A 16,077-nucleotide genomic window follows, 5' to 3' on the forward strand; every position below is an offset into this window, starting at 1 on the left:
GAAGGAGGAACGACCATGACCGAGGCAACGGAAACCGTCACCTGTCCCATGTGCGCGACCCCGTGCGAAATATCGACCAACGGCTCCTGGTACTGGATCCAATGCCCGGTGTGCGGCTATCTGAGCAAAAAATACGATTCCAAGGAAAAACTCAAAAAGGCCCTCGATCCCACCTCCGGTAAAAAATAACCAACGAACGACCCTCCACATATGCCAAAGGCCCTCTGTGCTGCATGCAGCACAGAGGGCCTTTGGCATATGAAAGACAAAAGGCTTTTCGCGCGCAGAGGCGCAGGGACGCAGAGGAAAGATAAAGGCATTTGGCTTTGCAGGATTGGGACCCCTAAGCCCATATTCCAGACAGAGCTCTTGGTTTTTGCCTGAAGCTCCGCCGCAACCCCCTGCGTCTCCGCGCCTCTGCGCGACAATGCCTTTCGCCTTTATTGCGTTGAAATCAAACTCATATTCCGAAACGCCGAAGTCATCCCGAAATGGTGCCCCTCCGAATCCTCCATGGACTCGGTATGGCAGACCCCGCAATTGCCGTTGGAACCTATGGGCAGATTGTTCCCCTGGTACTGCAGGGGCGGGATGTTGTCCCGGTCCTTGCCGTAGATATTGGTGGCCGGATAATTGGCATGGGTCGAGCCGTGACAGGCCTCGCACATGATGCCCATTTCACCGGTACGGCCCCTGAAAAGTTCGTCCGGGCCGGCAGTCCAGGTGTTGAATCCAGACACATTCTTGGACGCCGGGGGTTCGAACTCCACGTGGCAATTCAGACAGTCGGGCTCGTTCACCCAGGGATTTCTGGGCTTGATAACCGCCTTGGAATCGACCACCCGGGGCTTCAGATTGGCCATCAGCCGTGATGCGTCCTTGATCCCCCGCTCTTCCTCGTACTTCAGGAGACTCAATGCGTGATCCTCCAGGGTTCCATGGCAGTTTATACAGGTCATGCCCACCCCGGCGTGCACACCGCGCAGACACCCGGTCGCCCCGGTATTCTTGGAAGGATGGCACCGGTAGCAGGCCTTTTCATCCCGCTCGGTCAGATAATTGGCATGCCATCCGTGGATGGCCGCCGGAAAGCTGATAAGGCCCGGCGTGCCTTTGGCCCCGAGGACCGGGTCCTTGTGGCAGCTCTGACAGAGTCGGGGGTTGCCCGCGAGCGCGTCCTTGAGCAGCGTGGTCTTGTTGATCCGGTCATGCACGGCCAGAATATCGGCCGAGGTTTCGTCGGAGAATCCGGCCACACCCGCCACCCGCCAGGTTCCACCATGGCAGTTCTTGCACCCCATTTCAGTGGAGGTGGGGGCCACGCACTTGGTCGTGGCCAGGACCCCGCCCGTTTTCTTGTCCTTGGCCGTGACCGTGAACAGGGGATAGGGATTGAAGGAGCCGTCATCCGGATAGGGAACCACCGGTATAAGGGAGGCCTCGAATCCGTTCTCTCCGTGGGTAGGCTTCATCACCCCGGCAACCTTGTTCCCGGAGACCCCCACATTGACAGGCAAGGGCGCGTCCAACCCAAACAGAGACTGGGCGAATTCCCAGAACCGGACATGGCCTGCGGGATTCTCGAAACCGGGCTCGACCTGGTAGGAGAGCTCGACGCCCTCGGTGACCACTTCGGGTGTCTCTCCTCGCCTGACGAGCTGGGCAAAGATGTCGTTGGCCGGCGGCAAAAGTATCCAATAGGGATCGCTGTCGGAAATACAATGCATGCCCAGATTGTTCCACGCCAGCAGGACATATTCGTCGTTTTCCCTGGCCGGAACCGGGGTGGGCAACTGCGCGGGTTTCTGGGCCGGGCCATCACCCAGATGGGGGTTACCCTTATGCAATCCGTCGACCACATATCTGGCCAATGCCCACCGTTCCCGTTGGGTGCCCACAAAAGGAGGCATGTACCTGACCACCTTGCCCTGCCCATTGAGCTGGGAATCAAGGCCGAAAACCGTAAATTTCTCGGTCAGAGGCAGTATGTCGTTCATGGGCCCGCCAACGGAATGGCAGGAGGCGCATTCCAGCTGGAAGAGTTCCTGACCAGCCCTCATCTCGTTTTCCATGGTCACCGTGTCCACGGCAGTCCATTTGGCGGCAGGAAGCACCCCGGTCTCATTCAATGTATCCACCTGGGCAGGCATGATCGCGTTGGAATACATATACTCGTTGATCAAATAGGGTTTTCTGGCCGCTTCCCGCGAAAATTCAAAACACCCCATGTAGCCGAGTCCGATGGCCAGGAGCACAAACGCGGTCGGCCGTTTGATGGTTGCGGGCATCCTGATGGCCATGAACAACCCGCCAAACATGATCAACCCGCCGAGGATCAAAAATCCGGGCACGAACAGGCCGAGCTTCTGGATCTTGAAGACCACCATCTCATAGGCGAACTCGGGAAAGCTGGCCACATACCACCAGCCGGACAGGATGACACCGAGGAAGGGAACGATGGTCCACAGGGAACAGGAACGGACCACGGACAAACGGGTGGTTCCGTCCGTGATGCGCGTGGCCGTGACGAATCCGAACAACCCTGCAAAGATGCAGGCGATAAAGGTTCTGAAAAGTACGGACGGCCAGAACACAGGATTGAAGAACCCATCCCAGAAATTCCCGGTTTCGATCCAACGCCCCGGGGCGAGCATAAAATCGATGATACCGGTAATGAAGAACAGGGAAAGCCAGGCAAAAATGAAATAGAGCCAGCCCACAATGAGATGATCGCGTGCCTTCATCCGGTCGAAGGCATAGAAATATACCAGCAGAGCCACGATCTCACCCACGAAACAGACCCATTCCGTAGCCCAGCCGAACACAAATGTGTGGATCAGACTCGAGGTGGCCTGAGGGCTTATGAGAGCTATGGAAAACCAGATGCCCACGCCGGTGAGCCCACCAAAAACCATGCTCAAGAGCAGAAAGAATTTGGTGTGCTTCTTCACATAGGCCAGCATGATCGAAGAGTTTTCCCGGCGGGCCTTGTGTTCGGTGAGGACCAGAAACAGCCCCCCGCCCACGGCAAAATGGGCCACATACACATGCACCACGGCGATGAGAGCGATCCAGAAACCGCCGGCCAGAGTCGTCAATTGCCAGATGGGATATTCCATGGATCAGCCCTCCTTGCCCGCGCGCAGATAGAGATTGATCATATAGGCCACGAGACCAAGGCCGACGATGAGAAAGACGATGAAAAGGACAAGCGGGGAATACTGGGGTTCCAAACTCAGATTGGATGGATGGAAATAGGGTTCCAGATATTCCAGCCGGACCATGGCCCGAACAACGGCCATCAATGTGACCGTGGCCACGGTCGATCCCACTGCCAGGAAAATTTTTCGAGTGAACCCGGCGTACAGGACCACCAGGCTCATCGCCAGAGAAAAGAGGAATACGGCGGTATAGAGACCGTTGTCCCCCATAAAGGCGAGCATGACCTCTCGCTTGAGGCTCAACAAAAACCAGGTCCCGATGACGAATTGGGCCAGGGTCATGGTGGTGAACCACTTCAACCCTGTCGTGACGAATGGTTCTCCGTCCTCGCCCTTGCGTGTTTGCGCGGATCCGACAAGGGCAACAAACAACCCGCCCACGGCCAGGGCTGCAACCACGAAATGGAGATAACGGGGGATGAGGGTTGGGTCGGCAAGGTTGAGCAATGTTCCAGATGTATTGGAAAAATAGGCCGGCCAGACGTCGGGGACGAGCATCAGCGTCATGGCATTGCTGAAAATGAACGAGACCGCCACGAGTAGGACCACGGCCAGACCGATGACAAGTTTCCGGTTCCCGGCCAAGACATCGTATTTGAAATCGTAATAGTACAACAGATAATAGGCCGTGATGACCAGCGCGATGACCGAAAGCCAATACACGGCCATGAGAATGGTACTCGTGTACAGGAGATGACCATAGATAACCTGGGCAAAAAGCAGGGGGGCCACCCCCATGTTCACGGTCAGGGCGACAAGGGTCGGGAGTTTGGTCGACAGGGACTTGGCAACGGGATTCCTCCCCTGTTCGCCCTTCCCCCTGGCGGCAAGGGCAATGATGCTCCCACCGAACATGGCATTCATGAACAGGAGATGGAGGACAAAGGTCAGGATTCCCAACCCCTCGAACCAGATCCAGGGAACGGAAATGGGGTCAGTCGCCGGTAAAAGCTGTGAAGGGTCCATGGGCTCTCTTCCTGGTTGAGATTGAAAAAGGACGGCACGAAAGATGTCTAGCCAGTAGCCCATTACAGAAAATTGTTCAAGGATGCATGGGGATTCGGAAGAAAAAGGTCTGAGGTGCCCAGTACGCAGTGCGTAGGAAAAATGAGCACATATGTGTTTTTCCTACGTTTCCCGGACCATATCGCGCGCATCCCCCCCCCGGTCCACGAACCGGATCCAGAAACAGCAAGCCAGTTGGATACCCACGGCAAAAAGGATGGCCACGACACCCAAAAGGACGTCGAAAAACGGGGGCGCGGACAACCCGATACGCATGAGCGTTGTGCTTACGGCCAACCCTGCGTTGCGGAAGACACTCGGGAAAAAAGTGAAATACTGCTGGGCGACAAGAACGATGAAGATATCTGCAAAAACGAGGGCGGTGTAGCTGATGGAAAAAAAATGGATAGGAGCCGTCCCGCGCATAACGGCAATACCGTTATAGCTTCCCACTCCAAGAAAAAAACCAAGAAGAACCAGGGCCAAAAGCTTTTTGGTGGCCACGAATCCCTCGAGAAAGGAAAGATCCCTAAACCGTTGCAAGGGACGCCTGAAGGTAAAATAGACCCCAAGAAGCAAAAAAATAGCCAGGGCCCCGAAACCATCGGCCATGATACGGAGTACCGGGGCCACGTGATCGGCCAGGGTCAACGTATCGGAAAAATGGACCAGTTCGTTGAACGCGTGACGGAGAAGAATCAGGCAGAAAATTTCGAATTGCTTGCCCACGGCCCGAGTAAAGGACTTGGGGAGCACGAAAACCATCTCGATGATCTCGACAATGAGCACCAGGGTGAACACGATGTGCACGGCCTGAAAGAGATTGGTGGGGAGGAGCGGACTCAGGAAGGCGGGCAGAAGATCCAGATCGTTGGCCTGGATCAGAATGAGAGAGAGAACAAAAACAAGGGCCAGGGAGCGGCCGAACCAGACATGTGCTGCATCGAAACAGGAATGACAGGCGTCGAAAAAACGGGAAGCGTATTGCAAGACAATCCCCATCGACCTCTCCTGTATGCCCTGTCATGGCATGTGGTCATGTTTGGTCCAACCCGCCCTGGCCCATTATACAAAAAGGATTTGCGAGAGGGGTCCAGTTTGGACTCAGTAGCTTATTTGGGGTGACAGTCTCTGCAGGACGTGGGGCCAGTCGTTTCGCCGGCCTTCTTACGGTCCTTGTGACAACCCTTGTAGCAACTCTCGTGGTAAGCTTCCTTGTAGTACTTGATCTTGTTATCTCTGTCCCTAGACAGGCTGTCGTGACAGCCTGAATCCGTACATTTCTTGATAGGCCCGTTGCCGTCCCAGGTGTGGTGACATGCGGTACAGTCGAGCTCTGCATGCTTCTCGTGGGAAAACGGGGCAGGACTTTTTCTGGTCTTGGCACCTTCAGGGGCCTTGATGAGCATCTCGCCGGCTGGTGCATCGACAGCAAAGACGCTGGGCACGGCAAACATGCAGATCATGGCCAGGCTGAACAGGCTGACCAACAAAGACTTCTTCATAACGATTAACCTCCAACGCATCGATAAACTAAACAAACAAACGCAACGGTTACACTGTGCTACAGCCCTCTCGCAAAAAGTGGATGTCCACGGTTCTTTCACGTGCCTGTAGTCTCCAGAGGGCCAAATGGCAAGTGCCGGATTTTACTATTCCAAATTATCGTTCACGAAATCCCAGTTGACCAACGTGTCCAGAAAGGCGGCAAGGTAGTCGGGGCGACGGTTCTGGTAGTCCAGATAGTAAGCGTGTTCCCAGACATCGACCGTGAGCAGGGGTTTTATGCCGTGGGCCAAAGGGGTGTCGGCGTTCAGGGTCTTCATGATCTTGAGATCGTCACCCTCCTGGACCAGCCAGGCCCATCCGCTGCCGAACTGGGTCACCCCGGCTGTCTTGAAACTGTCGACAAAGGTCTCGTAGGAGCCAAAGGTCGCGGTGATCCGTTCCCCGATGGAACCGGTAGGGGCTCCGCCTCCGCCGGGTTTCATGCATTTCCAGTAAAAGGAATGGTTGAAGGCCTGGGCGGTGTTGTTGAAAATACCGACCCGGGCATCGTCTCCGGCTGTCTTCTGGATAATGGTTTCCATATCCAGGCCTTCGAGATCGGTTCCCGCAAGCAATTTGTTCGCGTTGGTCACATAGGCGTTATGGTGTTTGCCGTGATGGAAATCCAGGGTCTGGGCACTGATGACCGGCTCGAGGGCATCCTTGGCATAGGGAAGTTCGGGAAGTGTGATGGGCATGTAGATCTCCTCCTTCTGGTTGAAGTGGGAATGCAATAAAGCGATGAGTAACATGTTGAAAGCTCATTATTCATTGGACAAAATCACGGGAAAAGGCAAGGGATAAATCCCGAACGTGAAGGAGCGGAGTCTACGGAATCGTCCTTCTCGTATTCGTTCTTCAAGCCATATAGTCATCTACGGGCTTGAAAACCAAGGTGGACCCCATGAGCTGGACAGCGTGATCGAGGTATTGACAAATTTTGCCGAATATCCAACAAGGTTTCATCAAATCGCCACTTTTTTTTGACCGGCACAACGACATAAGGAGATGAGCCATGAAAAAATTCGAATGCCCCTGCGGTTACATCTACGACCCCGAGTTGGGTGATCCAGAAAATGGTGTTGCAGCAGGAACAGCTTTTGAAGATGTTCCCGGGGATTGGGTTTGCCCCAAGTGTGGTGCGGAAAAAGAGTTTTTCGAGGAATTGGATTAATCCCCTTCCCCCCATGTATCAACCCGAGGCGGAACGCCTGGTTCCGCCTTTTCTCTCCTCCCCTTTCCATGTTCTCACGTGGGGAGAAAGTATTTTTTATCAATAATGGTTATTAATATCGACAATCGGATTGCTTCAGGATATCAGGGGGCCGGATTCTGTCACGGATCTTTTCTTCTGGAAGACGACCAAACTTTGTGCTAGTCGGCTGAAATATGTCACTCAAACCGGTAATCACCCACCACATCCGGAGGTTCGAATGCAAAAGACCGTTCTATTCGCCTTCAACGGCGACCCCATGTGTTTCATCCATGTCTTGCTCAACGGACTGGACATGGCGGAAAAAGGCCATGAAGTCGGTATCGTCATGGAAGGCGCAGCCGTGAAACTCGTGCCGGAGCTCGCCAAAGACGACCATCCCCTCCACCAGCTCTACGCCAAGGCATGTGACAAAGAGCTGTTTTTCGGCGCCTGTCAGGCATGTTCCGCTAAACTCGGTGTTCTTGCAGAGGTCAAGTCAACCGGTATGACCATGCTTGCGGACATGAAGGGTCACCCCTCTATATCCGGCTACATGGATCAGGGATTCACCGTCATCACGTTCTAATGCGGGCAAGCCGCAGTTTTACGTTTTAGGTTTTAAGTTTTACGTTCAGGCGGCTATGCAATTTTCTTCTTTTTTATTACAGAACCTTTTGAATAAGGTACTAACGGGTCTTGAGCAACCATCTCCCGTTCCAAGTCGCTTTCCCGGTCAACGATCATCCCTTCAACCTGTGAGCAAACCATGCCTTCCTTTGTCAAAAACATGTACTCTCTATGTTGACGGCTTCCGATCCATGGTCCTTGGACGCAAATTGTGGAAGATCATCCTCATCAAGATCGTGGTCATCTTCGGGATGATCAAGATCCTCTTTTTTCCGGATTTTCTGGCCACCACCTATACCTCGGACCACGAACGGGCCGACCATGTGCTGACCTCGCTGACCCAAAACCAAGGCAATCCGGCAGGCGACTCGGTGAGCGATAAATGACCGGAGACAAGCTCAATCACAAAAACAGCTATTCGTACCTTACTCGTAAAAATCAGCCATAAAAAACAAGAAAATTCTATAACCGCTTTAACTTAAAACTGCGGCTTAGACACATTAGCATTACAGGGTAGCAAAAATTATTTCCACAGCCCCTCCCTTGGGGCTGCAAAAACGGGCGATTCATGAACCGCCCCTACGAGTTTTTGATTGTGTCGTTATAGATATCCACCTGCAGATGCCTACATTCCGTGATGACGGATTGCACTGCGTACTGTGCACTGTGCACTTCATCTTATATCTTATATCCCATATCGTAGATCCTTTACCCTCCAACCTTGCATCTTCAAACCAAGGGGCCAACCGTGTTAGAACAGATCGATTGGAGTCAGGTCAACTGGGCCAGGGCCAATTCACCCTCACGGCCATGTCCTATATCGCCCTGGCCGTGCCCTTTGTTCTGGCCTACATCGCCTGGGTGTGGAGATTGATGGATGCAAAAAAATTGGATGCGTCGGAGTTTGAGGGGGAGACGGCCAAAGAGTTGTATTAGGAGAGGGCGCAGGACACAGTTCGCAGGTTACGATCCATTTTTCCAATGTTTCTGAAGAGCATATACAAACCGACGCTCCCACAACAACCGTAGGGGCACGGCGCGCCGGGCCTGTTTGACAGATTCCAGGATGCGGATGCAAATAATCATTCATCATCCCGGACATATTCACCAACCAACAAGACCCACACAGGAGACCATCATGACAGCCGTACTTCTCATCGGATGGGTGATTCTCATCATCGCCTCGTACAAAGGGGCTGAAACTGTGCTCAAAAAAACCGATCTGCTGTAACCCAAGGCCGGGCACCAATAATTTCCTTTGAATGCCCGGACAGATTGTATCCAAAATCGTAGGGGCACCCTTTACGGGTGCCCTTTTATTGCTACGTAGAGATGTGCCAGTAAAAAATAGCGAGGAGCCTAGATTTTTGCAGGCAGGGTTACGATTTGAGCTGGAAGGTTTAAATAAAATCAGGTTGTTACAAAATATGGTTCTGAGCTTGAACCCCGGTTTTCGACTTTTTGCAGGAGCATCCGTAGACAGACGTCTTGAAAATTTCCATAAAGGGCACCCGCAAGGGGTGCCCCTACGCAACACAAACATCAACAAGCCCCGACGAGACACCATGACCACACAGACCTCCCCCATCCGTTTCAACCGCCTGGAACTGGCCGGTTCCCTGGGTGATCTGGGAACCCTTCTCCCCCTGGCCATCGGAATGATCATGGTCAACGGACTGTCCTCATCGGGAGTCTTTCTGGCCATCGGCCTCTTCTATGTGGCCGCGGGCATGTATTATCGGGTCACGGTTCCGGTCCAGCCCATGAAGGTCATTGGGGCGTATGCCATCGCCCTGGGGCTCTCACCCTCCCAGATCACAGCCTCCGGCCTTCTCGTGGCCCTGGTGCTCCTGACCATCGGCCTGACGGGGGCCGTGAACCTCATCGGTAAATATATCCCCAAACCGGTCATTCGGGGGGTCCAACTGGCCACGGGCACCCTGCTCATGGCCCAGGGTGTCCGGTTCGCTTTGGGCACCACCTCCTTCCAGCTCATGGAGGGAGCTCGTGAACCCTACCTGATCATCCAGAACCTGGGCATTATCCCCATCGGCCTGCTCCTCGGGAGCGTCGGCATGGCCCTGACATTGTGGTTCCTGAACGACAAGCGCTTTCCCGCAGGCATCCTGGTCATCCTCTTCGGGTTGCTCACCGGACTCTTCTTCGGTACCCATGAAGGATTCGGGCAGATCCAAATGGGAGTGCATCTTCCAAAATGGCTGCCTTTCGGATGCCCCACGGCAGCGGACTTCTCCCTGGCCCTGATCACCCTGGTCCTGCCCCAGCTCCCCATGACCCTGGGCAATGCGGTCGTGGCCAATGCGGATCTCTCCCAGGAATATTTTGGTCCGGGGTCCCGCCGGGTGACCTACAAGGGGCTGTGCATCAGCATGGGGCTGGCCAACCTATTCAGCTCTCTTGTCGGCGGCATACCCCTGTGCCACGGAGCCGGAGGTCTGGCCGCCCACTACCGGTTCGGCGCCCGCACGGCCGGGTCCAACCTGATCATCGGCACCGTGTTCATCGGCCTGGCCCTTTTTCTGGGCACCCACGCCATCGCCCTGGTCCACCTCATTCCCTTTGCCGTCCTCGGCGTGCTCCTCATCTTTGCCGGAAGCCAGCTCGCCATGACCATTATCGACGTCAAAGCCCCCAAGGATCTCTTTGTCGTCGTGGTCATGCTTGGGATCACCCTGGCGGCCAACCTGGCCGTGGGATTCGGGGTCGGTATCCTCCTGGCGTATGGTCTGGGATCCGGAAGAATAACGGTCTGACGGTGGCTACCGTGGACCAGGGAAACCATAACGATCCTCGTTCCCTCCGGATCCAAGCAGCGTTGATATGAAAAGACGAACATTCTTTCTGCTAGCAGCAGTCTTTGGGTATCTGGCGGTAATCACCTGCCTGTATTACGTGGAGTCAGCCGGTTCCGATCCCAATATCCGGACCCTGTTTGACGCATTCTGGTACTCCCTGGTCACGTTGACCACGGTGGGCTATGGAGACTATTATCCCACGACCATCACAGGCAAAATCCTTTCGTTCACACTGGTAGCAGCCAGTCTCGGCGTGCTTGGCTGCTTCATTGGCAAACTCACCGAACATATCCAAACCGCTGCAGAGAGGCGCAGAATGGGATTGAACGGCACCGACTTCACCAACCATGTAGTCATTGTGGGCTGGAACGATTTTTCCGAGGGGGTTGTTACCCAGTTGGTCAACGCCGGCAAAAAGGCCTGCGTGATAACAGACACCAAAGCCCATATCGACATTATCCATGACCGCTTCCCACGCAGGCAGGTCTTTACCCTGTACTCGGAATTCGGCTGTCGGGAGTGTCTGATCAAGGCCAATGCCGCCAGGGCGGTCAGTCTGATGCCCTGTCTGGGGGACGACACGCGGAACCTCATTTTCATCCTGAACGCCAAAAAAGACTACCCCGACCTTTCCTTCGTGGTCACGCTGGACAATGCCGAGCTCAAGGAGACCTTTATCAATGCCGGGGTCAGCTTTACAATCTCCAGGAACGAAGTAGCCTCCAAGATCGTTGCCAGCTATACATTCGAACCCTCTGTGGCCCGGTTTAACGAAGATCTCTTGGCCTCGGCCTCCCAAAAAGACGATTACGACATCCTCCAATACTATATTACAGAAGACAGCCCGTTTGCGGACAAGCTGTATGGGGAGGTGTTTACAACACTCCAAACCACCTGCGGCACGTTGGCTATCGGTATCAGCCGGGATACCGGGCAAAGTCGCGCCCTGTTCAAACTTCCGGACAATACCATGCGTGTCCTTGCAGGAGACTACATTCTGGTCATGACCTCGGGAGGATCCTTGGAACAATTGACCGAACTCTTTGGCTGCCCAGAAGGACTCTATGAACACGACACATGACAATATATATCATATATTATCCCTTCTTGGATTGTAACTATTCAGGTGCATTTTCCAAAAATCAGAATTGCGGATTTAAGAAACTTAAGAGATTGAAGAAATTATAGGCGGTTAGCATGTAGGTCTCTCATTTCTTAAATCCCTTAAATCATCCTATCCCGCAAATTTGTTGATCGGCATTCAGATTTGACCATAAATTTTAAGATGTTGCGATATTAATAACATTTTGACCTGAATAGCTACTTATTGCCATGAGCTTCCTACATAGTCCCAAATGCCTCTCCTGCCTGGTCCTTTTCACCCTATCCCTTGGGCTTGTGCATTCTCCAAGCATCTTTGGGGCCACCCCCAGAAAAAACGTTTTGCTGCTCAACTCCTACGAGAACGGGTACTCATGGTCGGACACCATCGTACAGGGGGTCAAACAGCGGTTCGCCAAGAGTCCCTACAATGTCGATCTCCAGGTGGAATACATGGACTCCAAACGGCATACTTCCAAGGCCATGCATTCCATGCTCCTCGACCTGTATGCCTACAAGTTCAAGAACATTCAATTCGACGCCATCATCGTCTCGGACAATTACGCATTCGAATTCCTCCAGGATCACGGTCCGACCTTTTTTCCACGGGTGCCGTTCATCTTTTGCGGGGTGAACGATCTCGATCCCGGTGCCATCGAGCACCGGGACCTTTTTTCAGGGGTTGCCGAAAATATCGATGCCGTCGACACCATCAGGATGGCCATGCAGCTCCGCCCCGAGACACGGCATATCGTGGTTATCGGGAACAACGACATCACCAGCCAGGCCATCCGCAACCAGGTTGCCAAGGCATTGGCAACCTTCAAGCAATCCATCGACGTCGCCTTCTGGACCGAATCCTCTCTGGACGAGCTGCTCACGCGGGTTCCGGACATCCCTCAAGACGCGCTCATCTACATGATCCCCTTTTACAAGGATGCCCATGGCCAATTCTATTCGGCCGAAGAGGTTCTGGCCTCCATCGCAGACGTCTCGAGGGTGCCCATTTTCAGCAACTGGCACTTTTTTCTTGGTCACGGCATTGTCGGGGGAAGACTGCTCGACGGGAGCAGGGTCGGCGCAATGGCAGCCGAAGAGGTTCTGGAACTCTTTCAGGGTAAAACACCGGGGGAGATCCCCATCATCGAGGATTATTTGGGCGAGTACAGCTTCGATTACACCATGTTGGAAAAATTTTCCATCGACAGGAGCGGATTGCCCGAGGGGAGCATGATCATCAATCAGCCCGACCGGTTCTATGCCCTGGACAAGCAGACCTTCTGGCTGATCATGACAAGCCTGGTCGTGCTTTTGGGCATTTCCCTGTTGCTGATCCTGAACATCATGCAGCGGCGCAGGATCGAAGAAGACCTCCGTCAGGCCGAAGAAAAATACCACAGCATCTTTGAGAACTCGGCCCTGGGTATCTTCCGGACCACGCCCGAGGGAGAGTTCCTGGATACCAATCCGGCCATGGCCAGGATGCTCGGGTACGATTCTGCCTCGGATCTGGTCAAAAACATCGGCTCGGTCCCCAAGGAACTCCTGGCCGATCCCGAACAATGGGACCATCTTCTTGCAGCAGACACCGAGGCCGAGGGAAGCATCAATTTTGAAAACAGATTCAAACGCCGAGACGGTACGGTCATCAGCGCCAACCTGTACTTGCGGATCATCCGCAAGCCCGATGGGAGCATTGCCTACCTGGAGGGATTTGCGGAAGACATCACCCAGCGCATCAGCCTGGAACATCAGCTCCTGCAATCCCAGAAGATGGAGGCCATCGGGACCCTGGCAGGCGGAATCGCCCACGACTTTAACAACATCCTGACATCCATCATCAATTCCACAGAACTGGCTCTCATGGACATTGATGAGGAATCCATGACCCATGAGGATCTTTCCCGGGTGCTCACCGCGTCACAAAGGGGCAGCCGACTGGTCAAACAGATCCTGACCTTTAGCCGGCCCAGTCGGGAAGGATTTGTGCCCACCAATGTCTCCGAGGTCGTCCATGAGGCGGCCGAGCTGATCAAGGCCTCGTTTCCGGGGAACATCCGTGTCGGTGAACATATCGCTTCCCCCAATATCCTCTGCATGGGCGATCCCACCCAGATCCATCAGATCGTCATGAATCTGTGCACCAATGCCTTCCAGGCCATGCGCTCCCAAGGAGGGGAGTTGAGCTTGCTCCTGTCCACGGGAATCCTGGCCGGAACCAGGGCCGATGTTCTGGATGTGGAGCCCGGCTACTACGCCAAATTGACTATCGAGGACAGCGGGCCGGGCATGGAAACACACATCATGAACAAGATCTTCGATCCCTTTTTCACCACCAAGGATAAGAGCGAGGGCACCGGACTGGGCCTGGCCGTGGTCCATGGCATCGTCCAGGGACACAAGGGGGCCATCGAGGTATGGAGCCAACCGGACGAAGGAACATCCTTTTCCATCCATCTTCCCCTTGTCGAACAGCAGGAAAACGACACCCCACCCAAGGTGGACCGCATGACAGAAAGGGGCTATGGTCGGATTGTTTTTGTGGAAGACGATACCGACCAATTGCAGACCATTCCCCGCGTCCTGGCCCTGCTCGGGTACAAGGTCACCCCGGTCAAAAGTGGTCGCAACGCCCTCAAGATCATTGAAAAACAGGCCGAATGCGATCTGATCATCACCGACTACGACATGCCGGAGATGAACGGCCTGGAACTGGCCAGACGACTCGACCGGATCGCCCCGCATATTCCGGTGATCATGGTTTCCGGTAGAAACATGGCCACCCAAGCGGCACGGGAAATGGACAATATTCGGGAAGTCCTTCCCAAACCGTACAACAAGGCGTCCCTTTCCGAGGCCATTGGTCGCGTTCTCGAAGGCGACCGGACGGGCGGCTGAGGCACAAACCGGCACGGACTCCGCCCGCACCCTACAATCCAAGACGGTCCCCCATATACGCTATGAACAAAATTCTTGTCATCGACGACGACATCCAGGTTTGCGAAACCATGCAGAGCCTTATCGCCCGCATGCGTCTCACCTGCGAAAGCGTACAGACCATTGCCCAGGGCTTGGAACGGCTCGAGCAAACGCCTTTCGACGTGGTCTTCCTGGATGTCCAGCTGCCCGACGGCAACGGTTTGGACGCCCTGCCCGCCATCAAGGGTGCGCCTTCGGAACCCGAGGTGATCATCCTCACGGGCAAGGGCGACCCGGATGGTGCCGAACTGGCCATCCAAGGAGGCGTCTGGGACTACCTGGTCAAGCCCTCCCCCATCAAGGATACCATGCTCACCCTGAACCGGGTGCTGGCCTACCGGAAGGAGAAGGATCACAAAAAGGCCCCCACGGCCCTGAACCTGGAAAATGTCATCGGCAAGAGTCCGGTCATGCGGACCTGCTTCGATCTGGTGGCCCAGGCCGCGCAATGCGATTCCAACGTTCTGGTCACCGGGGAGACAGGCACGGGCAAGGAGCTCTTTGCCAAGACCATCCACGCCAACAGTCTGCGGACGTCAGGGCCGTTCGTCCCTGTGGATTGCGCGGCCCTGACGGAAAGTCTTTTGGAGAGCATCCTTTTCGGTCACGTAAAGGGGGCGTTCACCGGTGCCGACCGGGACAGGACCGGACTGGTCAAGCAGGCGGACAACGGCACCCTCTTTCTGGACGAAATAGGGGAGCTGCCCATGTCCCTCCAAAAAGCCTTCTTGCGGTTCCTCCAGGAACGGACCTTTCGTCCGGTGGGCGGCAACCGGGAAATCCAGAGCGATTTCCGACTCATTGCGGCCACCAACAGAAACCTTGAGAGCATGGTCAACAAGGGAACCTTCAGGGAAGATCTCTATTTCCGGCTAAAGACCATCCATCTCCATCTCCCCCCCCTCCGCGAACGCAAGCAGGACATCAGACACCTGACCCTGTTCTTCACCAACCAACTCTGCGAGCAATACAACAAACCCAACAAGGGCATTGACGGCGATCTCTTCGCCACCCTGGAAGACTATGACTGGCGCGGCAATGTGCGTGAACTGGCCAACACCATGGAACGGGCCTTTGTGGCCGCGGGCGGAGAAAAGACCATCTATGCCATGCACCTGCCTCCGGACATCCGCATCAAGGTGGCCAGAACCCACCTGCTGTCCAAGGGCAGGCAGGCCGAAGAAGAGCCGTCCAACCACCCCCCGATGGTAACCATGCCGCCTCTGCCGGATCGTCCCGAACAGCTTCCCAACATCCGCGAATTCCGCTCGGACATGGAAAAACGCTACCTCGAGGAACTGGTCGAACAGACCGGGGGTAATCTCAAAAAAATCCTCCAACTATCCGGCCTGTCCCGGTCCCATTTTTATGCCATGGTCAAGAAATACGGGATCGAATTCTAGACCAAAACCAGTTTGGGACCATGGGCTTTATTCAGGATCGGTGCAAGAATCCTTTGTTCAACACACCTTGAGCCCGTAAGCCCCCATACTGGAACTATCGTCGTTCCAGTGCAAAACTACGGGTTTCAAAACGGGTTTGGTTGCCCCCCCAGCCCCTTCTTGTTCCGTGCGCTTGTCCTAAA

14 protein-coding genes are annotated in these 16,077 nt (G+C 54.6%); 9 read left to right on the forward strand and 5 right to left on the reverse strand.

The features are described from left to right. Window positions 1-15: 15 nt before the first annotated feature. Window positions 16-189, forward strand: a complete 174-nt coding sequence (locus ACY692_RS06625; RefSeq protein ID WP_462324561.1) for a hypothetical protein — start codon at window positions 16-18, stop codon at window positions 187-189. Between the two features lie 251 nt (window positions 190-440). Here ACY692_RS06625 and ACY692_RS06630 read toward each other — a convergent pair whose 3' ends face one another. The 5 genes from ACY692_RS06630 to ACY692_RS06650 form a co-directional block, all read right to left on the reverse strand. Beyond that, window positions 441-3,119, reverse strand: a complete 2,679-nt coding sequence (locus ACY692_RS06630; RefSeq protein ID WP_462324562.1) for a c-type cytochrome — start codon at window positions 3,117-3,119, stop codon at window positions 441-443. A 3-nt stretch (window positions 3,120-3,122) separates the two neighbouring features. Continuing rightward, window positions 3,123-4,187 (reverse strand): hypothetical protein, encoded by a 1,065-nt coding sequence (locus tag ACY692_RS06635; protein ID WP_462324563.1) that lies wholly within the window; start codon window positions 4,185-4,187, stop codon window positions 3,123-3,125. 162 nt (window positions 4,188-4,349) lie between these two features. After that, window positions 4,350-5,228 (reverse strand): hypothetical protein, encoded by an 879-nt coding sequence (locus ACY692_RS06640; RefSeq protein WP_462324564.1) that lies wholly within the window; start codon window positions 5,226-5,228, stop codon window positions 4,350-4,352. Between the two features lie 110 nt (window positions 5,229-5,338). Beyond that, on the reverse strand, window positions 5,339-5,731 hold the full coding sequence (locus ACY692_RS06645; RefSeq protein WP_462324565.1) for a cytochrome c3 family protein: 393 nt from the start codon (window positions 5,729-5,731) through the stop codon (window positions 5,339-5,341). Between the two features lie 147 nt (window positions 5,732-5,878). Continuing rightward, a complete protein-coding gene (locus ACY692_RS06650) occupies window positions 5,879-6,472 on the reverse strand; it encodes a superoxide dismutase (protein WP_462324566.1) in 594 nt (197 codons plus the stop codon). Window positions 6,473-6,789: 317 nt separating this feature from the next. On the opposite strand from ACY692_RS06650, the gene ACY692_RS06655 reads away from it, so the two are divergent. The 8 genes from ACY692_RS06655 to ACY692_RS06690 all read left to right on the forward strand — a co-directional run bounded on the left by ACY692_RS06655 (window position 6,790) and on the right by ACY692_RS06690 (window position 15,895). Further along, window positions 6,790-6,948 carry a rubredoxin gene (locus tag ACY692_RS06655; RefSeq protein WP_462324567.1) on the forward strand — a complete coding sequence of 53 codons (159 nt, stop codon included), beginning with the start codon at window positions 6,790-6,792 and terminating at the stop codon, window positions 6,946-6,948. 259 nt (window positions 6,949-7,207) lie between these two features. Continuing rightward, a complete protein-coding gene (locus ACY692_RS06660; RefSeq protein ID WP_462324568.1) occupies window positions 7,208-7,555 on the forward strand; it encodes a DsrE family protein in 348 nt (115 codons plus the stop codon). A 190-nt stretch (window positions 7,556-7,745) separates the two neighbouring features. Beyond that, window positions 7,746-7,982: a DUF4492 domain-containing protein gene (locus tag ACY692_RS06665; RefSeq protein ID WP_462324569.1), complete on the forward strand. Its 237-nt coding sequence runs from the start codon at window positions 7,746-7,748 to the stop codon at window positions 7,980-7,982. A 379-nt stretch (window positions 7,983-8,361) separates the two neighbouring features. Continuing rightward, the gene (locus ACY692_RS06670) at window positions 8,362-8,532 is read left to right on the forward strand and encodes a hypothetical protein (protein ID WP_462324570.1); all 171 of its coding nucleotides are present in this window, start codon (window positions 8,362-8,364) and stop codon (window positions 8,530-8,532) included. A 629-nt stretch (window positions 8,533-9,161) separates the two neighbouring features. Beyond that, the gene (locus tag ACY692_RS06675) at window positions 9,162-10,370 is read left to right on the forward strand and encodes a putative sulfate/molybdate transporter (protein WP_462324571.1); all 1,209 of its coding nucleotides are present in this window, start codon (window positions 9,162-9,164) and stop codon (window positions 10,368-10,370) included. Window positions 10,371-10,437: 67 nt separating this feature from the next. Continuing rightward, on the forward strand, window positions 10,438-11,493 hold the full coding sequence (locus tag ACY692_RS06680; RefSeq protein WP_462324572.1) for a potassium channel family protein: 1,056 nt from the start codon (window positions 10,438-10,440) through the stop codon (window positions 11,491-11,493). 251 nt (window positions 11,494-11,744) lie between these two features. Further along, the gene (locus ACY692_RS06685) at window positions 11,745-14,411 is read left to right on the forward strand and encodes a hybrid sensor histidine kinase/response regulator (protein WP_462324573.1); all 2,667 of its coding nucleotides are present in this window, start codon (window positions 11,745-11,747) and stop codon (window positions 14,409-14,411) included. A gap of 62 nt (window positions 14,412-14,473) precedes the next feature. After that, window positions 14,474-15,895, forward strand: a complete 1,422-nt coding sequence (locus tag ACY692_RS06690; RefSeq protein ID WP_462324574.1) for a sigma-54-dependent transcriptional regulator — start codon at window positions 14,474-14,476, stop codon at window positions 15,893-15,895. Window positions 15,896-16,077 lie beyond the last annotated feature (182 nt).

This window comes from Desulfoplanes sp., assembly GCF_054921335.1.